Genomic DNA, 23129 nt, shown 5'->3' on the forward strand with positions numbered 1-23129 from the left:
GTGGAACCGCCGAAGGTTTTTGCAAGCATCTCTCACTCTGCCGGCAAGCAGGTACACGCGCCTCTTACATGGGGCCCTTCTCTCACAAGACATGACAGCAGTCCTTCCACACGTTGCGTTCCTCGGTACTACGGGAGAATCCCCGGGCATTCATGTATATCGCGCGGATGGCCAACGATGGATTTTGCAACAGGCAATCGCAACCAAAGCACCCGTTTCGCTTGCCCTACACCCCGATGGACGCATGCTCTACGTCCTCCAGGAGTTGAGCGAGTGGGAAGGGCTGCCTCGTGGTGCTGTTGAAACCTTCCAAGTCGAGACTTCGACGGGCAAACTGAGGTCTTTGGGATGTCAAGGGCTATCGCTCTCGGCCATCATGCCGCGACACCTCGCAGTCTCTCCCGATGGAACGGCCCTTGTGGTTGCCGTGCAAGGAGGGGGAGCCTACAACCTCCTTCCCATCGGCGTTGACGGTCAACTAGGTACAGTACGCAGCATTGTGAAGGAGACCGGGTGCGGGCCGGACGCGCAACATCAGGGAAGTGCCCGCCCTCAAACAGTTCTATTTGACCGGAATGGACACGTGATTACCGCAGACATGGGTAGCGATCGTCTGACGGTCTTTGGATACGATGCCGGGCTACGAACGCTGTCCAGGCATCTTCTTCCAGCTGGCAGCGGGCCTCGGCATCTCGCGTTGCATCCCTCCTCGCGCCGGCTCTATGTCGCCAACGTACTTAGCAGTTCGATCATTGGGTTGCACTACGACGCCCACGCTGGTGTGATTCGGGATCAATTCGTGCAATCCTGCGAAGGCTACGGCGAGACATTGGCGATTCATCCCAGCAGCGACACTCTTTACTCGTCAAGGGGAGATGAGATCGCCGCGTGGAGGATCGCCCCAGCGACAGGCATGCTTTCCGTGAAGCAGAGGACGAGAATGGCAGCGACGGTGGTGCATGAATTGATTGCGTCTGCGGAAGGACAAGCACTGATTGCCGTAACCTCCTGCGGCGTGGCGCGGATCCGCGTCGACAGTACGACAGGCGCTCTCGGCAATCTTGTCAGCATTACACCCATGGCGGCCACGCGTTGCTTCACGATGAAGCCTTTGGATACGATCGGAGCACCTCAGCTTCCAAGCATGCAGCATCGCTGACTCTGGTGGCCACCCGCTGGTTACACTCGCCACAAACGTAGAAGCCGGGCAACTCGAACCGCTATTGTCTGCCCGATCCTAAGCTAGTGTTCTGTGGAGCCCGCCTTCCCTGTCGGCGCTGCATGTGGCGCGAATGTCGTCCAGCGTGACGCCACACTATCATGCGGTCCAGCCGGCTGATTCCATAACGAGGTACCCAGACCGTTCAGGTTATAGACAATCTTGCCGTCCTTCAACGTAAGTTCACAAACCAGCCTCTTCGTGCCATTGAGCCGTTTGTTGTCCATGTCAGTGAACCCGAACTTCCCGTTCTCCATACGCAATACTGCGATGTCGGCAATGGAGCCCTCCGAGAGATTGCCGAGCTCCTCATGTTTGATCTCTCGGGCCGGATGCGAAGTCATCTCCGCAACGACTTCTTTGAGCGGCACACCCAATGCAAGGATCTTGTCTGCTACATTCAACTCGTCCTTCATCGCAGCGTTCATGCTCGTCACATGAATATCGGTCGAGATCGAGTCCGGGATGAAGCCGTCCTTGATCATCGGCTCCGCAAGCGCCCAACGGAAGCTCCCGCCACCATGGCCCACGTCAAAGTAGATGCCCCGCTTGCGGCCTGCGATCATTCCACGGCTCGGACCGAGCGTCGTCAGGTCTTGTTCGTGCCTCAATCCCGAATACATATGCGTGTAGATATCACCAGGCCGCAACTTTTCGGTCATTAGATCGTAGATGGGTCGGCTAGGCCAATCGACGCCAAAGTCCACCATCACCGGAATGTTTGCGTGGGTGCCTGCGATAACGGCCTGCTCCACGGGAGTCCATTGCGGACCGGCGAAATGCGCCGTCTTGATCCCAACGATTATCTGTGGATACTTCAGCGCCATGGTCGCGGTCGCCTCTCCATCCATATCAGCCATGTTCTGCTCGTAGGCATCGCCGCGCATACCGGAACCCACGATATTCAGCATCGCAAAGACACGTGTCTTCGAACGGTCGATAATGCGCTGTTTGAAATCCTCAAAATTGCGCCATCCGGAGCATCCCGCATCGACAACCGTCGTCACGCCGACTCGGAAGGTGAATCCATCTGGAGGCACACTGTTATCGCCTGCATAGGAGTTTCGTTCTCCCGTCCCCGCATATACATGGACATGGATATCGATCAGTCCCGGAGTCACATAGAGTCCCTTCACATCGATCGTCTTGAGTGCATCGGCGGGGGAAATGTGCGGTGCAACTCTTGCGATCTTGCCATCCTTGACCGCAACATCCATCAAGGAGTCGATATGGTTTTTATCATCGAGCACATGCCCTCCTCGCAATAACAAGTCATAGACCGGTTGCGGTACCGCTCGTGTCTGGGCGATTCCATTTGTGCCTGGTAACGTACCTAGAACCATTGCGCAAGCTGCAAAACCAGCTACACATAACTCTTTGCGAAAGAGTCCCATCATCATCCCCCAATCCGTGCGCCGAGGCGCAGGTATGCATCGAGCGCTCGCCATCAGAAGCGGCGGCGCCCTCGTTGCAATCACTCACCGACCGCGCCCTTCACAGACAGCGCGACGGTGAACTACTTCCCTAAGCTCTCGTAGCCTTCCAGGTGGCCTTCCCGTACTCACCGAGGTCGACCGCACCAGACATCGAGTTCCCTGTTACCTTCCCTTTGAAGGTCCAGTTGATCTCGTTGCCGGGGACAGCCATCTGACTTCTCAGTTCGATCTCATCGGCGTGAATAGCGCCCTTGAGTGCGGCCGTGTACATCTCTCCCGATTGTGTCCCGTGGAGTTCGTTGCCGTTCTGCTCTATCGCGAAATGCTGCTCGCCCACACCGCGCGTGTACTGAATGGAGACCGCCCACTTCCCTTGCACACGCTCCGGTGCTCCGGTTGGAATGGCAGGGTCTTCATAGTGGCCGGGGTTCGTCAGCGCCTCAAAGATTGCGTCCGCGATGATGTGCTCTTCACCGGCATCCATCATGTACGGCATGATGGTGAGCGAGCTTGCCATGTGATCTGGTCTGGTCCCACTGCCTCCGTCAACAAGGATGCGCGGCGTTCCTGCATCGAGACGGGCAACTAACTCCGTGCCTGTAATCTTTAGCTGCGAGGCATCCCAATGCAGGCGAAGACGAGGTGACCGATTTGAGAGGTCCTCAGGCTGCAGGTACTCTGCGGTGACAGACGGCAGCCCCTTCACGCGATCTGCGATGTACTGCAGCCATGAAAGCCACATGCGCTGTTCAGCATCGTGGTCGCGTTTGTACCACTGGCGCACTGCAGCGAGCAGCCCCATCGCCTCTTCCTTGCTGCACTTGAAGGCCCGGCCATAGTTGTGGTGCGGCGCGGCCTGGAAGTACGCTGCACGACAAAGATCCTTCTGCCCAATCAGCATTCCGGAGGACTGCGGTCCGCGCATGCACTTGCCGCCGGAGTAACCCACCAGCGTGGCACCATGTCGGAGATGGATGTTCGGAACCAGCGGCTCCTCTGCAGCCGCGTCCACAAAGACGGGAATCTGGTGCTCTCGTGCGATCGCACAGATGTTGGGAATGCTCAACGGCCCCGTCTCCGCCGCGGGACTGGAGAGGATGTAGATCATTGCCGTACGCGTCGAGATCTTGTTCTTCAACTCCTCGGCAGAAGCTACCTCCACGACCTCCGCACCGGTCATGCGCACACCAAAATCATAAGGATTGCGTGAGTGCTTCGGAATGATGACCTGGTCACGCTCTCTGCGGTATGGCAGAGCCTGCGACCTCTCGGGGTCCGTGCCAACGGTGCATGCCACGGTGGCCAGCGCAATCGCAGCTTCGCAACCGGTCGTCGCGATTCCCCACTCCGCCCCGGTCAGTTGCCCGAGCTCCTTGCCGATCGCGTCCATCATCTCGTCAAGATGCACAAAGTAGAAGGACGCCTCGTACATGGCCTGCTTCACCTGCGGCAACGATCGCGACCCACTGATGATTGTGAACGTGCCGTGCGCGTTGATAATGGGCCGCACGCCAATCTGCGTGAACAGATTATTCATCTCGGTGCCCTTCCGAGCTGGCAGCATTACGCCAGACGGGCCCTGAGCCTGCGACATGGCGCCTGCGGCCAACGGAGAGATGGCGGTAGCGGCGCTGGCGGCGGACAAGAGCCCCGATTGCTTGAGAACCTCGCGCCGTGACCAGCGCGCCTTACGAAAAATAGACATAAACTCGTCTCTCCCAATCGTTGCGATGGGGTGATGGGTTCTTACGGATGAGGCCAGTACCGGTAGGCACTCTTACCGGCACATCGGAAGCTAGATGTAGGCGATCAGATCAATCTCTACGAGTGAGTTGCCTGGGATGCCCCCCGCTGGAGCGATCGTCGTTCGGACCGGAGGCACCTTCCCCCAGCGTCCCGCGTAAACAGTGTTCATCTTCTCCCAGTCGTTAATGTCGTTCAGGTAGACGTTGACCTTGAGGACCTTCTCCATAGAGGATCCGGCACCGATAAGGTTCTTCTCCAACTCGTCGAGAACATGCTTGGTGTGCTCTTCGATCGTTCCCTTGAAGTGCGCACCGACGCCTGCGAGAAAGAGCAGGTTGCCATAAGAAACGGCACTGGAAAACAGCGGTGGAGCGGCGCTAGCATTGTCAGCGTTCTTTTTCACCGGATACGATTTCTTCTCAAGCTTCCCTGTCGTCTGGGCCACAGCCGGCTCAACGACAGTCACACCAGTGACGGCCACTGCAGCGGATGCTGCGTTCATAAGAAGACTTCTTCTGGACTGCTTAGACATGGGACAGACTCCCTTTCACGATCATTGAAGTACCACCGGCACCGTCCACCGGCTCACAGTTGAAGTTGAGGTTGAGTCAACGCAGCACGTAGCCGACGACCGACGATCTCGTCCTCACCGGGCTGCAGCATCCAAGTGCCAATAACAATGGTGTTCTCGTTGGAGTGAGTACCGAGGCGCCCGGTGGTTCCAGTCGCGGGATTGAGCTCAATCTGTGGACGTTCTTTGCGTAAACGCTCCTGCACCTGGAGCGGAGTAATGCCAACTACCTTGGGATCGTAGGAGAGAATCAGGTGGGGCACGTGGTTAGCGATCTCAGGCATGAAAATCTCCGATCTAAGTGTCGGCACGTCCTTCACCAGCTGAAGGATCACATTGGCGCGGCGCATGTATTCGACCTGATTGGCCGCATCATCCTGCTCCAGTAGCCAGTCGACCGCCGCGACCATCCCAACTATCTGCTCCTTGGCCACCTTCATCCCTCGACCGACGGCATCAGAGTTAGGGCTATCGTTAAGCATTGCCAGCCCGATCAGGTGTTTCTTGCCTAACAGCAGACCAGCGTTCTGCGGCCCACGAATTCCCTTCCCTCCGGAGAAGCACACAAGGTCATATCCCATACCGGTGTACTTCCACAGGTTCTCGATCGGGGGCATGTCGGCGGCGGCATCCATGTGACAGGGCACATTGTGCTTGTGGGCCACGTCGAGCCAGGTCTTTCGATCAATCCGGCCACCTTCAGCAGAGTTGAAGAAATTGGTCATGACCGTGTTCGGGGTGAATGCACGCTCATAGTCTTCAAGCGTGACAACCTCAACGATGCGCACACCACACAGCAGCATCGCGTGGTCATACTCATAGCGATGCGACTTTTGGACGATGACCTCGCTCCGTGGTAAGACCTCTGATGGAATATGCTCCGGAGCGGCGCCGGTAGAGGATGCCATGCAAGCGGCGGTCGCCAGCGTCAACGCAGCCGACGCACCTGACGTCACCAAGGCAGCCTCGCAGCGCAGCCGCTTGGCGATGTACTCTCCGGAGGCACGTTGCAAGTCCTTCAGCACCACAGGATGCAGCGCAGCCTGTGCTACCGCACGCTGCACCTGCGGCGGCATAACGGCCGCGGTGAGATAGGTGTAGGTCCCCGCCGCGTTGATAATCTTCTCGACGCCGAGCTTCTCATAGTAGTCATCTGCTGTCCCGGAAGCAGCCGGCGCATGCCCCCTCCCCATGCCCACGGGGCCCTCCGCCGATGCCTTCGTCGGCGCGGACAGCGGACTTAGTCCGAAAGCCGCAAGCATCGCCTGTGACCATCCGATAAAACGGCGACGCGTCAATATCCCCGTTGGCTCAAACTTCGACATCCCTGCCATCTCCAATTCTGCTCTGCGAAGTGCTGGCTCAATGCGATCACTACGGTCGATGAGCGAGCGGTATCTAGATCCTTCCGAACTGCTTTACTGCGTCCACAATGGAGTGGGCTTTTTCGATGAAGGGGTACATGGCGTGCTCGCTGTAATCGAGTTGCTGCGCACGGATCAACACTTCAGCGGCGTGCTCGCGCGGTACGACAACAACACCGTCCTGATCGGCCACGACGATATCGTTGGCGTTCACCTGAACGCTTCCGCAATCGACCGGGACATTGACGCCGGCGAAGCGATAGTGCCCCACCGAAGTCGAAGGCACAGCGCCCGTCGAGTACACGGGAAATCCAATGCGCTTGAGTTGTGCGACATCGCGAACTCCGCCATCGACCACGGCCCCCGCAAAACCACGCGCCGACATCGCTGTTCCCATCAAGCCACCCATGCCCGCGATGTCGACGCCGTCCTCCACCTGCATGACATAGACCGCCCCAGGCCCGCCACTATCAATGGCCTGAAGCATTCCGCCGAGAGCATCGGGATCCTGGTTCTCCTGCTTGATGAGCTTGACTGTAAGTGCCACTCCAGCGAACTTCGTGGGGAAGATGGCTTCCATGCGGTGCGACATATAGTGCTTTTCGTGGAGCAATTGCTCCATCGCATCCGATACCGACGCAGCCTCCACATGGCGGTACGCCTCCAGCATCTCGGATGGATGTTCTTTGTACTCCACTGCAGTTCTCGGCGTATCAGCCAGGACAATGTGTGTTGCGACCGCAAGCGGCAGGCCCATCACGGCGATCAATACAACGTTGCGAGCTTGACGAAGTGGCACGAGCGTCTTCATCTTCAAGGGCCTCGGGGAGCTTCCCCCATGCTCCGCGCTCGCTGCGATCAACCTGCGGCAGACGAGAGCGGAGGGCTTGCGTAAGATTTGGAAAGATAGCCGCCGGGGCATTCCCGGCGGCTTCCCGTTGGACGGCAAGACTAGAAGATGATCTTGCCCACCAGCTGTAGCGTTCGGGCGCCGGTAAACTCGCCCGGAATCGTCTGCACGCTGGTGATGGTGCCCGCGCTGCCGCCGCTGATCGCGGTGCCAGTTTGCGACGCCGCGCTCAGACTTGCATTTGAGGAGTTGGGGTTAGCCGCACTGGGATGGTTGAAGACGTTGGACGCCTCTGCGCGGAACTGGAACTTCATCACTTCGCCGATGGGAAAGTTCTTGAAGATCGAGAGATTGTCATAGCTGAACCCCGGACCATGCAGAGTGTTCCTCGACGTGTTGCCGTAGGCATAGTTGTACGAAGTTACGACATTGGATGAGTTCACGGTTGTGGGAGCAACCGGCAGCGCATAGGCGCTGAGGTCGATGCACGATCCCGAAGCGGCCGTCCCGTTCACTCCCTGAATGAGGTTCTTCAGGCTGCAGTTCGCACTCGGTTTGTGCACCCAGCTCGGCCGTTCTGTTCCCTGATCGAAGCCTGCGCTGTTGTAACCCAGCGAGACATTGAATGGCATGCCGGTTTGCAGATTGACGATGTCGTTGAGCTGCCAGCCACCGAGGGTCTCTCGCACCAGAAGGTTTGCCCCACGGAACGATGGGAGATCGTACGTAAGTACACCGACGAAGCGGTGACGGATGTCCCAGTTCGCATTGCCATAGTCCGCGGCGACGTTGAATTGCTGCGAGAGATTGCCGCCCCCATTGGAATCGGAGGAGATGTCCAGCGTGTGTGACCATGTGTAACTTGCCTGCCCCGAAAGACCATGGAAGGAGCGCTGCCGGAGGATCAGACTAAGCCCGTCGTAGTGAGCCCACGCAAAGTTCCTCAGATTGCGGATCGAACCAAAGAGCTGGTTGGGACGAACAAGACAGTTGGCCTGCCCGCAGCTTCCCTGTGCCGAGTTGAGATTCACCTTCGTTGGTTGAGAGAAGACACTCCCTGCCGTCAACTGCGATGGCAAATTGTCATACCAACTGGTGTCCAGGTCCAGTGAGTGCGATCCGACATACTGCGCCTCAGCCGCCGCCCCCTTCCACAACTCCTGTCCGAGTGAAAGGTTCCACTGATAGCTACGCTGTGTCTTGTTGGCGGGATCGTAGGTGACAGCGCTTCCATACGTACAGCTGGGCGTACATGTTCCAGTCACCGGCGATGCCGTCGCCTGCCCCGGCGTTGGGTTGGTGAAGGAGAAGGGGTTTGAGGATGTGCCGGCTGCCGCGAAGTACTGGAAGTTCGCGCCAAAGGGGTAGTTGTTGCTCGTCAGGAGTGTAAAGCTGTTCAGCTGATTTGCGTTGTAATAGAACCCAACGCCGCCGCGAAGCACCGTCTTCGGCAGAGCGCGATACGCGAAGCCCAGCCGAGGCGCCCAGTTGTCATGTGTCGGGCTGCCGAGCTTGAGTCCAGGGACGGGAGTCCACGTAGCCGGCGAGTTCGCCGACGACACCGGCAACAGCGCCGTCTGCGACGCGTTCATGATGCGCGTATAGCCGTTGAGGCTGTACGGCACGGTGGGTAACTCGTAACGAAGGCCGTAATTCAAAGTCAGCTTCGACGTTGCCTGCCAGTTGTCAAGGACGAAGAAGCCATCGCGCCACTCAGCAACAGACCCCTTGATGCTGGTCACCGGTGTTAGATCGCTTGCGGGCAGCCCGAGAGCGAAGTCCGCGCGGCTATCGCCAGTAACTGAGCCATTGAAGACGAACTCGCCGAGAGACTCATTCGTGGCGATTCGTCCTGTATCCAGCTTGCGGAACTCCACGCCCGCCATGATGTTATGTTTGCCGCGGGTAAAGCTGATCTGGTCGTAAGCGTCAATCGAGCGGTCGTCCTGGAACCAATTGGTCCCGTTGTTGCCGATGTTCATGCCCGAGGCGGAACTGAGCTGAACATTGGGAACGCCCGGCATGTTGTCTGTCGTGTCATAGTTGAAGCCGGGAATGCCGAGCTTCGTCCCAGCGTCTTTCAACCCGTTGACGTACCAGTAATTCAGCGAGTCTGTTGTGAATTCATTGAGGCCTACATGGAGGTCATTCACCAAAGAGGCCGTGAGGATCTGCGTATAGCCGAAGGCGTAGTTGCGACTATTGCCAATGCCATATCCGTTTGCGACTGGGACCTGATTACCGTTCACATACGTAAGGTCCTGCCAGTGGAACCGCCCGAAGAGCTTGATATGCTCGCCGATATTCTCGTCCACGCGTTCCAGCGTCTGGGCGATGAAGAGATTGTTTGGGAAGTACACGTTGCTGAAGTTGTTGGTGATTCCCGAGACGTTCGGCAGTGGCACATACGCTTCATACTTTTGCGCAATCAGGGCGGCGCCTGTACTCAGCTCGCTTGCGGGAATCTGGTTGCTCTTGCCTGCGTTCGCTCCACTCGTGGGAATGGCGTAGTAGGTGCCAGTCGCCGGGTCTTTGAGGCAGATTCCGGTACAGGTGTTCGTGGCAGGGTTGTAGGTCCCGAGCGCAGAAAAGTCACCGCTCTCCATCGCGGATGTCATCACCGTCGAGGTGCCAGCCGACCGCCCCTTCTGATTCAGTTTTTCGTAAGCTCCAAAGAAGAATGTCTTATTGCGGCCGTTATACAGCTTCGGGATCGTCACCGGACCGCCCAACGCAAAACCCCACTGGTTGTAGTTCAGCGGCGCCTTCTTGGTTGTTGTGGTGTCGAAGAAGTTATGCGCATCGAGCGCAGTATTCTTGATGTAGTCGTAGACCACCCCGTGATACTGATTCGATCCGGCCTTGCTCACCAGGTTGATGTGAAGGCCAAGGTAGGAGCCGTACTGTGCGGGGTAGTTGCCGCTCTGCATTTGGACTTCTGAGATCATGTCCGTGCTGGGTCGGGTAGGCGTCACGTTGCCCAGGTTGTTCATGATGGACACACCGTCCAGCGTCAACTCGTTCTGGGTTTCGCGCTGCCCTGCACCGATGAAGTCGACACCCGGAGGGTTACCGGAGTACGACGTCTTGGAGCCGACGATGACGTTCGACGCCAGGGCCGCGACTTCCAACGCATTGTGCCCCTGCACTGGCAGGTCTTCCACCTGCTTGGCCTCAAAGGTCTCGCCCAGGTTGGCATCATCAGTCGACATCGGGGGAGTAGATGCGGATACGGTCACGGTGTCGCCCTCCGATCCAACCGTCATCGGGAAGTTGGTGCGCACCGACAGATCGACCGATACGGGAACACCTACCGTGCTCGCCTTCTTGAATCCCTGACGGTCAACTGTCAGATCATAGGTTCCCGGCGCGATGAACTTGATCGCGTAGTATCCTTCGTTGTTCGTGGTCGCCGTGTATGTGACCTTTGTCGTCTCTTCCACCGCCACAACCTGGGCACCGGCGATGTAGTTCCCTGCTGGATCCAGGACGGTGCCGACTAGTGCGGTGTTATTGGCGACCTGCGCGCGAACGACCAGTGGGCCCAGCAGGAGTGCGAGTGAGCATAGAAGCAACTTCTTCACGGTGGGTCTCCTCATCAAATAGTGGCAAGCCAAGTCGTGGAGCTGGTCTCGAAGCAGCAGTGCTTCCCGGATCCGGATGGCTCTGTGCTAGAGGTGCGGCGACTGGAGATAGTTCTGTTTCGTGTGTGTCACGATCTGATTACGGAATGGAAAAGCTGTCATCGGTCTGTTGCCGGTGCAGTTTCTAGGACAATTGACCTAACGACCCATCAGTCATGGTGCTGGGGTCACGCTTCCGCGACGCCTCGCAGACGCGAGAAGGCATAACGCCGACAACCGTGGCGTTGTTGATCGCAGCTCTTCCTGGAGCTAGTCGAGGTGGACCAAACCGCGCTGCAATGCGTAGATCGTCGCCTGCGTACGATCGCGCGCGCCCATCTTGTCCAACACGGAGCTAACGTGAATTCGGACCGTCTTCTCGGCGATGCCGAGTTCGTCCGCAATCTCGCGATTGCTGCAGCCTTTGGTGATGCACGTGAGAACTTCCGCTTCGCGTGGCGTCAAGTCGACTGCGGGCATGCGCTCAGCGAGCCGGCCCAGCGCAGCCTGGGGCAGATAGCGCAGACCACGATGGACATTTTGAATCGCGCCCAGCAGTTCTTCGCCGCTGGCATCTTTGGTGAGATATGCCATCGCGCCGCTACGCACAGCGCGGTAGATGTCCTCGCTCCCCTGGTAATTCGAGAGAATGACGATGCGGGCTCCGGGAAACTCCTTGCGCACCTGCGCGAGAACCTCGAAACCGCTGACCCGCGGCAAACGAAGGTCGAGCACAGCCACATCCGGCCTCAGGCTGCGATACATGGCAATGCCTGCCTCGCCATCGCTGGCCTCGCCGACAATGGAGATCTGTGCGTGGCCGGACAACACCGAATGCAGCGCCATGCGAGCCAGAAAATGATCTTCGATCAAGAGCACCCGGATCTGTTTCAAATGCCTATCCACCGTATGACGTTCTGTTGGCTAATGGGTTGCGGCAATGCATTGAAGGAGACTTTGACCGTCACCTCAGTCCCTGCTCCCGCGGACGTCTGAAGCCGAAGTGTGCCCCCGATCTTACGCGCTCGCTCTTTCATCACGGGTATGCCGAAGTGCCCTCGAACGGAGGCAGCACGTTCGAGATGATGAAAGCCACAACCGTTGTCGCAGATGGAAAGGCAGAGCGCATCCTCGTCGTACTTGAGGTGGATCATGATTCGTGATGCGCGAGCATGACGGATCGCGTTCGACACGGCCTCCTGCCCGATGCAGACCAGGTGATGTACGCATCCAGGGGCGAGGGGTAGCTCCTCGCCCTCCACATCGAAGGTCGTCTCGATGCCGGGTCCGGCAATATTTGCGGAGAGCGTTCTCGCAAGCGCCTGAGAAAGGACGTTCGTCACCTCGTCCGAATCACGCAGGTCCCAGATGATACGTCTTGCCTCTGCCTGACAATGAGCCACCATGCTGCGCGCCAGTTCGCAGGACTCGGCAGCTGGCGTCGACTCCGAGTGGCTGTCAAGGAACAGCTTCGATGTAGCTTCCAACTGCCACGAAATAGCCGCGAAACCGGCCATCAGCGTGTCATGACACTCTCGCGCGATGCGGCTGCGCTCTTCAAGTACGATGCCGATGCGGCCCTTGATCAACTGCACGCGACGGCGGAACAGATGCACGATGACGCCCAGCGCAACCACGGCCAGCGACAGGTAGAAGTACCAGGTTTGATAGAAGTATGGCCGCTGCTTGAGCACGAGCGATGCGATCGGGGATGACCACTCCTGCCCGCTGCGCCGTGCCTGCACTTCAAAGTGGTAGCTGCCCGGTGGCAAATGTCGATAGCGCGCGACCCGCGCGTGAGTGTAGGTCCACTCGGCGTCGTAGCCGGAGAGCCGATAACGAAATTCGATCTGCGACGGGTTGGACAACAGCTTGGCGTTGAAGAAGAGGAGAATGTCACGCTGGCTGGCATCAACGACAGCTTGCGAGTTCGGCCCAAGGGGGATGATGCTGGAGTTGTCGGCATCAGTCGATGGCGACCAGCCAACGATAGTGGCAGTGGAATCGACGCTGCCGATCTGCTCGGCGATATCCGTCGTATGAACGAATCCTTTTGTGGTCGCAAACCACAGCGTTCCGTCAGGGAGACGCGCCGAGGTTGGTTTGGATGGGCCGCCGCACTCACTGGAACGCATTCCATCGGCTTTCCCGAGCGTGACCACAGAGAGATGCGTGCGATGACCATCGACGGTGGAATGAAGCTCCGAGAGGGTAACTCGCAGGATGCCTCGTGACGTTCCGAGCCAGAGATGCCCATCGTTGTCTTCGATGGCCGTGTTGACGTAGAGATTCGGCAGGCCTGCGTTCGATGGAACGGCTTCGACATGGTCGCCACGCACCGCGTCAAGCCCACCGGCCTTCGTTGCCGTCCAGATGTAGCCGCTGCTGTCTCGCGTCAACGAGAGGATGTACGGATGAGGAAGTCCCATGATGGCCGTCGCCTTGCCATCGCGAATGCGATACAGCCCCGTGCTCGTCCCGACAAGGACAGAGCCATCGACGTCTTCGATCAGGCACGTGACCAGCAGCGACTGAAGCAGGTAGGAACGATCTCTTGCATTGGGCTCCCCCGATGGGAAGTAGAACAGCCCCGTGTACGTGCCTATCCAGAGGCCTCCGGCCTTCGAGAAGAGGATCGCGCTGACTGCATTGCCCGGCGATTCCGTTCCCAATAGGTAATGGTGAAAAATGCGGCCATCATAACGAAAAACTCCATTGAACCACGTGCCGACCCAGACTTGCCCCTTCCCGTCCTCAGCCAGTGCACGAATCGGCGTGGTCGCCGGCATACCCGGAATGACGAAAGATTGAAGTGTCCCGCGATGGCTCCGAAAGAGACCCTTGCCCCATGTGCCGAACCATAGATCTCCACGGCTGTCCGCCAGCACATTCGCGGAGTACACCGAGTGGAAACCCTCGGCGTCGCCATACGGAGCCAAAGCTCCCTTGTGCCACCGGCTCAACCCCCCGGTGAGCATGCCAATCCACAGATTCTGCTCATCGTCGAGAAACAGCGCACGAATCGAATCGTCCGGAAGACCATTCTTCGAGTTCCAGCGCGACAGCCCGTCCGGCGACAAACGCCACATGCCATCGCGGCGGGTGCCGATCCACAAATTTCCGTCTTTGTCTCCGAGAAGGACCGAAACCGGAGCTCCCACATTCGCTCGGATAATCTCTTCGAACTGGCCCGTCTCCCGGTTCCCCTCGCGTTTGGGAACCAATTGCAAAACGTGCTTCATCGTACCAACCCAGATGCGCCGCTGCGGATCCCGATAGACCGCCACGGCGAGATCGGAAGCGGGCTGGTGCAGCTTGTACCGCTGCACAACGCCATCTTGCCAATGAAACAATCCGGAGGACGTGACGAAGAACATGCCGCCGAACCCATCCTCAGCAAACGGCGTCGTGATGTCGCCGGAGATCATGCCCGCACCTGCGACAGCTTCAAGATGGTCGCCCTCGAAGCGCTCCACGCCATTCTGCGTCGCGATCCAGAGCACCCCCTTCGAGTCCCGATAGAACATGCGGATGCGCTCGTTGTAGAAGCCCGCGCGCTCGCTGATGTTTACTGTTCCGGAGGGCGTATGGTGCAGGATGCCTCGACCGTCCGTACCGATCCACAACTCGCCGTTGTCTCCTGGGAGAATGGCGTTGACGGCCTCGTTCTCCACGATGCCGGCGACCTCGATGGGCAGGCTCTGGAACCGCTGCCCATCAAAGCGCGCAATCCCGGAAGACGTCGCCAACAGCAGAGCGCCGTCCGGTCGCTGTGCGATCATGCGCACATCGTTTTCAGGCAACCCGTCCTCAACCTGCCAGTCCTGCTTCTGATACTCGGAGAGCTGAATCCGTACGGGGGACGCAGCGTCAGCGACCGCACCCACGGCGAGTAGCAAAGCGAAAGCTGCCCCGCTTAAACGGAGGACGACGCACCCCAATCGCCGCCCACATCGATGCAGGCAGGCCTGCGCTGGGCCGCCTGAAGGCAGCTGCAAACGTGCGGCGGAATGGGGATGCTTTCCCAATGTTGTGAGTTCTTCAAGCCAAACACAGATTTCACCGTACGGCAAGAGGACCTTGTCCCCAACTCGGCACATCAAGCGTCGAGCGGACGTTCCGGATGCACCGTCATCCAGCAGATTGCCCCAAACACGGCGAGGGCGGCCGAGACCGCAAACGATGTGCTCCAGTGAAAGCGTTGCGCGATCCATGGCGTCAGGGAGGCGGTCACCGCTCCTCCAATCTGCCCTCCCATGTTCACCATGCTCGAGAACACTCCGGAGCTGTTGCCTGCGATGTCGACCGATACGGACCAGAACGAGCTCTGCGAAAGATACAGCGCTCCCGCACCGACGGCGAGGATTACGCCGGCAAGCTGAGGGCTCTGCACCTTGGAACCCATGAGGAGGAAGATGGCCGTCAAGAGCATCGCCACAGATGCCAGGCCGCAGCGGCCTGTGCGCAACCCATACTTTCTGGTCAGGCGATCACTCAGCGTTCCACCTGCAAGGCAGCAGATCGTCATCGATAGGAATGGCAGCATGGAATAGTAGGCGCTCGCTTTGAGATTGAAGCCACGCACCTGGGCCATGTAAAGGAAGAACCAGCTGAAATAGATCCACGCGATATAGCCGAACGCAAAGTACCCCCCCATCAGCGCAGGCAGATCGCGGCGTCGAAAAATTGCTCGCCACGAGATCACGGGAGCCGCCGGGACGACCTCGCCCGCCTGAGACTCTCCGACGGGAGACGCCCCGCCAGGTTTAACTGCTATCCCCTCGCGAATGTGCTGCAGCTCCGACGGGTAGACACCCGAGTGTTCTTCCGGCGTGTCTCGAGCATAGATCCACCACACGGCTCCGGCTGCAAGGCCAGCGGCGGAGCAGGCCCAGAAGGCGGATCGCCATCCCTCATTTGTAATCAGCCATGTGAGCAACGGAGGTGTGAGTCCGCTGCCCGCTCCTACGCCCGCAAAGATAAGGCCATTGATCAAGCCGCGTTCGTCGACAGGCACCCAACGAGCAACGAACTGGTTCGCTGCCGGATAGATGACCGCCTCGCCTGCTCCGAGTGCGAAGCGAACGGCAATGAGCAACACCACTGCGTGAGCCATACCGGATGGCAACACAGCCGTCAAAGCAGTGGCAACGCCCCACCACAGCACTCCCAGCGAGAGAACGCGCCGAGGACCGTACCGCGCGGCGAGCCATCCGGCTGGCAGCTGGAAACCCGCATAGCCAATCAGGAACGAGCTGAAGATCCACCCCAGGCGCTGGTTGCCCAATCCATATTCGGAGCTGATCTGGAGCCCCGCGATGGAGATATTGGTTCGGTCAACAAAGGCAACGCCGCTAAGGACAAAGAGCCAAAAGGCCAGAAGAAAGCGAACGTGAGTGCGGCGCTCGACGTAAATCAATGTTGCTCCCGGCGGCACGATAACGCTGCGCTCGGATGGAGTCGTCTTCGAATATCTCGGACTGATCCGGAGATGCTCCATTGAACTATGCCTCGGGCGTTTGCCTATAGGACGTTTGACGTAGAGGGGATGAGATATGCAATGAGTGTGTCTTCCTCGCTCACGGAAGTCAACCAGCGGCTGCTACGCAATCATCGGCTTCTGCCACGCGCGCAGCCTGGATGGTGCCGACTCCTTCCTCGTGGAGACGCCAACACGGCTCTCTACCCGTGTACTTGTCGTAGAGACAGCGTCGTGTAGCTGCAGATGCGATGGGTATCAGCTTTCGAGCAACTTCATCCGACGACGGATGTACGTTGAAGAGCTTCCGCCGCAAACTGAAGCATGCAGCGCCGGATGGTTATCGAGATCTCCCACACGGGTTCGCGAGCAGGTCAACTTGCCCGGTGGCGTGGCTCAGGTTCAAGCTGCGGCAGGGGCTCTCCTGAATCGTGAGGCGGCGGTTCAAACGATGAGGATGCACCGGTAGCGTAACTGAGTCGTGCCCCCCGGGGTTGTAGATGGCTTCTATGCCTCGAATGTCAGTGCGCCCATCTCCCCCGCATGGTAAGAGGATCGTGGGTCGAGGAAAGAGACCAGCCAACGTCTCCGTTTCCGTCTGGGGCTATCGGCAGAATCGCATTGTTATACCACGTGCTGGACCGCATGATCAGAACCGTGACCGTCAAAAGACGGGAGCGCCGGTGCCCAAAGTATGCAGCCGCCTGAACGCTCCCACGAATGACTCTCTTGCCAACGCTGGGACCGACGACCGCCTCAAAACGTCAGGCGTCCGCCGATCTGAATGAGCCTCATGCCACCCGCGCCCGTGATCTGATTGGAGGTCAATGCCAGAGCGATCGAACTATTGGGGTTGCTGGGGTTGACGAGGTTGAGCACGTTCGTTGACTCACCGCGAAGCTGAAAGACGATATGGTCGCGGATTGGGAAGTCCCGCAAGATTGCAAGATCCAGGTTACGAGACCCGGGTCCGTAGTAACCGTCGCGCTGCGAAGAACCATCTGAACCGAGTGGACCAATGCCAGGACATGCCGAGGGGGTTGCCAGGGTGAAGCTACAGAACATCGTTCGGTCAAAGTAGTTCCTGACCTCCGCGGTGCGGCTCTTGTGGTTGATCGAGCTGTTGTACGGATTTCCAGTCTGATTCGCTCGATCCCCGGAAAAGCCATCAGCATTGTTGTCGGTACCCGTGGTGACCGAAAACGGAGTCCCACTCCGCACCGTGACGATCGGAGAGAGCTTCCAGTGGTTGAGGGCAGCCTCCATGAAGCGATTGTGATGCACGTAGTCCAGCTGCCACACAGCTGAAAGCTTGAACAGATTCCGCACGTCGTTATCCGTTGGCCCTTTGTCAAACTGCAGGTTGTTCATGTCATTTTCGCCGGCAGTATCGAGCCCGTAACTCTCGATGTTCTTGCTGAACGTGTAGAAGCCATTGAAACTGATGCCGTGACGCATCTGTTTCTGGAATGTAACCTGCAGGGCGTTGTAGTTCGAATTGGCGCTCGACTGCGCTTGATTGATCGCTCCAAGTACACCTGTGTCAATGGGACGACGCTGGAGCACATTCGTGGTCGTATTCGCCGTCGGCGTCGTTGTGTTGAAGACCGGGTAGTTGAGATCGGCCGTATAGATCAGATGGCGCGACAGTGCACCGACATACGCCACGCCCACGACGAAGGTGCGCGTGATGGATTGCTGCACGGAAAGATTCATCTGATAGGTATGAGGCCAACGCAACATGGGCGCCATGCCAAAGATCGCAGCCCCGGCCGGTGCTGCAGCGACAGCCCCCGGCACGTAGTTGAACGGAAACGGGGACGGCGAGTTCTTATACGGGTTCGCCAGCGTGCCCGGGACAGGAAAGGTATACCGCAGCGTGAACGGATAGTAGTTTGATGTACTGTTCCACTCGTTTCCGGACATACCTCCCCAGAAGATGCCGCCCCCCGCACGGACCGATGTGCGACCGTTGCCAAAGGGGTCCCACGCGAGGCCCACACGGGGCGAAAAGTGGAGGGCGGGGAGTGCAACGATCCCTCGCGTAATCCCCTTGTCTCCGGGAACAAGCTCGCCGGTTGGCATCAACGGATTGACCGTCGATTGCTGCCCCAGGACGAACGTGGACTCTTTGTTCTGTGGATCGGTAGGGGGAGTCTGCAGATCCCAACGGAAGCCGAGGTTTAAGGTTAGCCTCGGTGTGGCGCGCCAGTCATCCTGCGCAAAGAGCGAGTAGAAGAAAGAGTCATCGATCGCAGTAACAGGAGCATCCTGCGTCTGACTATTCGCAAGGCCCAGCATGTAGTCGCTTAGGGCATTGCCAGTCCGAGCGCTTGTACTCGACTGGAATCCCCATACCCCGTAGTTGTTCAGCTCTGTGAGCAGGATGTCTTTGTTCAGAGAACCCTCCCCGCCAAGCTGCAGCGTGTGGTGGCCAAGGGTCCAGATGAATAGATCCCGCACCGAATAGAAGTTGGTTCCGGCAGTCGGTCCCGAGATCGCATTCGTGAGCGAAAAGTAGTTCGTCACCGAGATCTGCGGCAGGCTTAGTTGCCCCTGCCCCGCAAACGTCGAACCGAAATCCGCCAGCGATTTCCCCGGAGAGTTGACGCGACCGCCAAAGCTGCGCGTGTAGGTAGCCCATACCTGATTCACTTTGTTAGGACTCAGCGTGATCGTGTCGCTCACGTTGGCTACATGCAGCCTGTAGTCCTGCAACTGCACTCCCCAGGGCATACTGCCGCTGCCTGGGAAGACCGTGTTCTCGCCTTTCAAATAGAAGTACGACCCAACAATCCGTTGCTTCGCCGTGAGTTGGTCTTCTACCTTACCCATGTACTCGTTGTAGCTACTAGGCAAACCGATATTCCCGACATAGGTTGGGCCGGCGGAGTTGGTGGCATTCGCTGCGGGCAGCGACTTCAGTACTGCAAGCGCCGCACTATCAAGAGGGTCGGTAATGATGTTGTTCGCGTACGGTTTCCTCGTCGTGGGGTTGCATACGATGAAGTCTCCCGCAGCCTTGTCTGCTGCAGACAACGTCTGATTGCAGCTCGTGATCGTGCCGCTCGTCTTCGGGAGCAGCGCGCTGAAGTCCCCTGTCGTCTCTGCTGCGGTTGGGAGATTTGCACCACCCGAGAAGTTCTTTGGAGCGATGTCGCGGTACCCTCCGTAATCGAAGAAGAAGAAAGCGCGGTCGCGCTTGATCGGGCCGCCAAGAACGCCCCCAAAGACGTGACGATGAACCGGAGACCGGACGATAGCTCCGTGCGCTACTGTTGGGTTCACCCACGAATTTGAATTGAAGTTCGTCTCGCGGTGAAATTCGTATACGGACCCGTGGAATACGTTCGTCCCCGACTTGGTGACTGCGCTCACGACACCGCTGGACATGCGGCCATATAAAGCACTGTAGTTGTTAGTCTGGACATTGACCTCGGCCAGCGCCTCTGGACTTGGCATCTGGTTACCCGTCATGCGCACGGCAGTCATGTTCAGGCCGCCATCCAGGTAGTAGCTCACCGCACCAGTGTTGTTCTCCGTGGTACTGCCGTTGATCTGAACCACCTCCTGTGGGTAGCCGAGAGTATTACCGTTGCTCTGGCTCTGCACGCCTGGTACGAGGGTCAAGAGGTTGTAAATGTTCCGATCGAGAATGGGCATGTCCTCGACCTCGCTGGTGCTGATGGTGCGGCCCACCGTTGCGTTTTCGAGATTGATCGCCGGTGGTTGTTCTGTGATTGTGACCTCTTGAGAGACGGCGCCGAGAGTCAGGCGTGCATCGATGCGCACCTGCGCGTTGACCTCCAAGGTCACATTCTGCTGCGCATAGCGCTGGAACCCAGGCGCTTCAACGGTTACGGTATATCTGCCGATCGGCACTAGATCTGCGCGATAGGCTCCCGTTGCGTCAGTTGCCGCCTTCGCTGTGTAGTGCGTGTCGACATTGGAGATCAGAACCTCTGCCCCAGGGATCGCGGCTCCGGAGGGATCCGTGACACTGCCCGTGACTGTGGCGGTCGTCAGTTGTGCGCCCATCCGCGTGCCTGACGACAGGCACAAGAGTGCCCCGAACACGGTAAATATCAGCCGCGCCCAACGATGCGCAAATACCAGGTCGTTCATCTAGTGCCTCCTCAGAGTTGGACCATTCCGTCCTGCTATCGCATTCCCGCTGCAGAGACAGGCCTGCTCGTGCAACGCCGCGCGAGCTGCGCTTCTGCTCTGCTGGAACGCGGCTGCGGATACAGTTCTTGCAGTCGTTCGCTCTCTTGCCGGCGAGTAGTTTTTATTCATTAGTGATGAGCGATGTTTATATTTGCAACTGTCGGAGACTGTCAAGTAAAGTTCGATCTTCGATCAATTTGCCGATGTCCGAAATCCCGATGCGCCCCTCCCGACCACCGCATGGCCAAAGGGCTGTCTCAGAGACGCGGAGAATGCGATGAGATGGTCTTGGGCCAATCGTGCTCTCCGCCATGAACTCGCGATCCTGCACGCCGCGACATATACGTTTCGAAACGGCTGCACAGCATCTGCCGACGCGGTGACGCTCGCGTCACCCACCCCACGATATCTCGGTACAGGGAAAGCACGCAGCAGACAGGGATGGGGCACTGCAAGAGGCGGTCCGACCACTCCACAGCGAGCTTGGCCGCGGCGGACAACCATATTGGATTCGTAGCGATTCGTTAGCTCAGCAGTGCTCCTGCTGACCTATAGATCGCCTCAATGCAGCGGAGGTCAGCCAGGCCTTCTTCGCCCGGCGTCTTCGGTGTCTTGTTCTGCAGGATGCATTCCGCGAAGTGATCGGCCTCGCGGACGAACTGCATAGGATCCAGTTCATCGCTGGTCTCGTCTATGTCGATACGCTTTGCATCACGTGTCGGCTCTTCCGCATAACGACCCTGGATGTGTTGCCCTTGGTAGGTGTACGAGCCAACCTCGAGCCAGCCATAAGCGCCATGCAACCGATAGTAGCCGCTCATATCCGCCCCATACGTAGAAGCACCGGTGGCCAGCGCGCCGGAGGGAAACCTCATCAGCCAGGAGACATTCTCTTCAACCTCCTTGAAGCGCCCATCATGGTCCATCGTGGATACCTGCCCGTGACAGTCCGAGGGTTCTCCGCCTGCAAACATGCGGAATGCGTTGATACAGTAGATGCCCACATCGAACAACGATCCCCCACCTCCCAATGCCTTGGTGTAGCGCCATTCGCCCGGTTTGATATTGAAGCCATTGGCGGCTTCCATCGCTTGTAAGGGCCCCAGCTGCCCACTCTTGACAAGTGCTAGTGCCTTCAACGTGATGGGCTCGTCGTGCAGCCGGTAGGCGATCATCAATTTCACGCGCGCGACCGTGCAGGCCTCAATCATCTGGCGACATTCCGCAGAACTGATCGCCATGGGTTTTTCACACAACACATGCTTGCCAGCCCTGGCAGCGCGCATCGTGTACTCAGCGTGCATGCTGTTCGGCAGCGCCACGTACACCGCATCGATGTTTCGATTCGCGCCAATCCGATCGAACTCCTCGTAGCTGTAGATCGAATCCATCGGCACGCCATACTGTGCGGCGACCCTTTCCGCCTTGTCACGATGACCGCTGACGAGCGCTGTGACCCTGGAGCTTTGCGAGTTCGCCACGCCTGCCAGGAAGTGCGCAGCGATGCGACCGAGCCCGATGACGCAGTACCCAACCCGTTGGGTGTCTGGCGCTGCCCACGAGCGTGTAGCCGCATTCAGATGCGGCGTTGCGAGGGCAAGCGCACTAAGACGACCAAACTCTCGTCGCGAAAATGACATATCCAGGCACCTCCTGTGTAGCCACTCTATAAAGCGCCATGCAGGCCCGTGACCGGACTGATGACCGGTAGATCAATAACCGATGTTCTTCACCGCCTGGACACCGAGACGCTCCCGCATCTGCTCCAGGTAAAGACTTGCCGGGACCACAGGAGTTCCCTGCGATTCGATGAATCCCTGTGGCAGGACCGGCAACTCCGGTCCGGGATCGTAGGTCTTCATCTTGTCCAGCAACTGTTCCCCGCGATTGCCGATGCCCCAGTTCGCCGACCCTGGTGACAGGGGTAAGTTCGAAACCTTATCAATCGCGGCTTGGATCAACGCGCTGTCATCGCCGCCGGTGGGCGCAACCCTCGCCTTCACAGGAACATCCGGAAGCGCAACACCGCCGCCCATGTAGCCGGTATAAGAAAAATCGAGGATTCTCTTGCCCGTCTTCAGATGCTGGTAGACCAGCCTCCCCAAATGGTCGAAGTGGACCCACTGGCTGCGCGTCGCCGCAAGTTCCTGCGCGCCGGCCTCTAATGCAACCGATAGGGCAAGCATCACCCATGCCAGTCGCTTCGGCCGCCTCACCAGTACCATGCAGCATCCCTTCCTTCGCAGGGAGCGCTCCGCCTCGTCAAGAAGCTTAGAACGCAATTCGGGGGCCTGCAGAAGCCCCGAATCTTTTATTTGCAAAACCTAACGGCTGTCAATGAGAATCGGTGCCGCAAGATAGAGCTATTCCGTAGCCAGGCAGACCGCCCGGGTTGCACCTCAACGAACACTGGCGTTCCGCGGCCGATGCCTGAAGCGACGCGAACATAGAGCTGCGCAACGGATTCGCTATCAGCATCAATCATTTCGCGGCGACCTCGGGACCTTCCGATATCGGCATCTCCGAACAACCTATTGCCGTGAACTTTGTCGTCACAGGTTCCGGGGCGAGCAGCGAAGAAAGGCTCGACTGCTTCCGTGGGACCATGCCCAACTTCCAGCATCGCGACAGCCCTGAAATCATTCACTGGTAAAATTTGCGATTCGCAGGGTAA

General features: G+C 58.4%; 13 protein-coding genes. 1 reads left to right on the forward strand and 12 read right to left on the reverse strand.

Annotated elements, in window-relative coordinates:
* Positions 1–91: 91 nt before the first annotated feature.
* A complete protein-coding gene (locus C4S68_RS05780; RefSeq protein ID WP_235011413.1) occupies positions 92–1159 on the forward strand; it encodes a lactonase family protein in 1068 nt (355 codons plus the stop codon).
* A gap of 83 nt (positions 1160–1242) precedes the next feature.
* Here the strand turns inward: C4S68_RS05780 and C4S68_RS05785 are convergent, their stop codons facing one another.
* The 12 genes from C4S68_RS05785 to C4S68_RS05840 form a co-directional block, all read right to left on the reverse strand.
* Positions 1243–2619 (reverse strand): amidohydrolase/deacetylase family metallohydrolase, encoded by a 1377-nt coding sequence (locus tag C4S68_RS05785; RefSeq protein WP_235011385.1) that lies wholly within the window; start codon positions 2617–2619, stop codon positions 1243–1245.
* Between the two features lie 124 nt (positions 2620–2743).
* Positions 2744–4360: a PLP-dependent transferase gene (locus tag C4S68_RS05790; RefSeq protein WP_103931977.1), complete on the reverse strand. Its 1617-nt coding sequence runs from the start codon at positions 4358–4360 to the stop codon at positions 2744–2746.
* 90 nt (positions 4361–4450) lie between these two features.
* Positions 4451–4933 carry a RidA family protein gene (locus C4S68_RS05795; protein WP_103931978.1) on the reverse strand — a complete coding sequence of 161 codons (483 nt, stop codon included), beginning with the start codon at positions 4931–4933 and terminating at the stop codon, positions 4451–4453.
* Positions 4934–4986: 53 nt separating this feature from the next.
* A complete protein-coding gene (locus C4S68_RS05800) occupies positions 4987–6297 on the reverse strand; it encodes a selenocysteine synthase (protein ID WP_103931979.1) in 1311 nt (436 codons plus the stop codon).
* A 73-nt stretch (positions 6298–6370) separates the two neighbouring features.
* Positions 6371–7135: an RraA family protein gene (locus C4S68_RS05805; protein WP_235011386.1), complete on the reverse strand. Its 765-nt coding sequence runs from the start codon at positions 7133–7135 to the stop codon at positions 6371–6373.
* A 152-nt stretch (positions 7136–7287) separates the two neighbouring features.
* On the reverse strand, positions 7288–10770 hold the full coding sequence (locus C4S68_RS05810; RefSeq protein WP_103931980.1) for a TonB-dependent receptor: 3483 nt from the start codon (positions 10768–10770) through the stop codon (positions 7288–7290).
* 309 nt (positions 10771–11079) lie between these two features.
* The gene (locus tag C4S68_RS05815; RefSeq protein ID WP_103931981.1) at positions 11080–11703 is read right to left on the reverse strand and encodes a response regulator; all 624 of its coding nucleotides are present in this window, start codon (positions 11701–11703) and stop codon (positions 11080–11082) included.
* Complete coding sequence (locus C4S68_RS05820) at positions 11700–14708, reverse strand: sensor histidine kinase (protein WP_235011387.1); 3009 nt, start codon at positions 14706–14708, stop codon at positions 11700–11702. Before C4S68_RS05820 ends, C4S68_RS05815 begins: the two co-directional genes overlap by 4 nt.
* Positions 14709–14908: 200 nt before the next feature.
* Positions 14909–16225, reverse strand: a complete 1317-nt coding sequence (locus C4S68_RS05825; RefSeq protein ID WP_103932224.1) for an MFS transporter — start codon at positions 16223–16225, stop codon at positions 14909–14911.
* An 819-nt stretch (positions 16226–17044) separates the two neighbouring features.
* Positions 17045–20413, reverse strand: coding sequence for a TonB-dependent receptor (locus C4S68_RS05830; RefSeq protein ID WP_103931982.1), 3369 nt, complete (start codon positions 20411–20413; stop codon positions 17045–17047).
* A 566-nt stretch (positions 20414–20979) separates the two neighbouring features.
* The gene (locus tag C4S68_RS05835) at positions 20980–22035 is read right to left on the reverse strand and encodes a Gfo/Idh/MocA family protein (protein ID WP_235011414.1); all 1056 of its coding nucleotides are present in this window, start codon (positions 22033–22035) and stop codon (positions 20980–20982) included.
* A gap of 132 nt (positions 22036–22167) precedes the next feature.
* Complete coding sequence (locus tag C4S68_RS05840; protein ID WP_103931984.1) at positions 22168–22680, reverse strand: hypothetical protein; 513 nt, start codon at positions 22678–22680, stop codon at positions 22168–22170.
* Between the last annotated feature and the right edge of the window lie 449 nt (positions 22681–23129).

The sequence above is a fragment of the Bryocella elongata genome, from assembly GCF_900108185.1.
Lineage (GTDB): Bacteria > Acidobacteriota > Terriglobia > Terriglobales > Acidobacteriaceae > Granulicella > Granulicella elongata.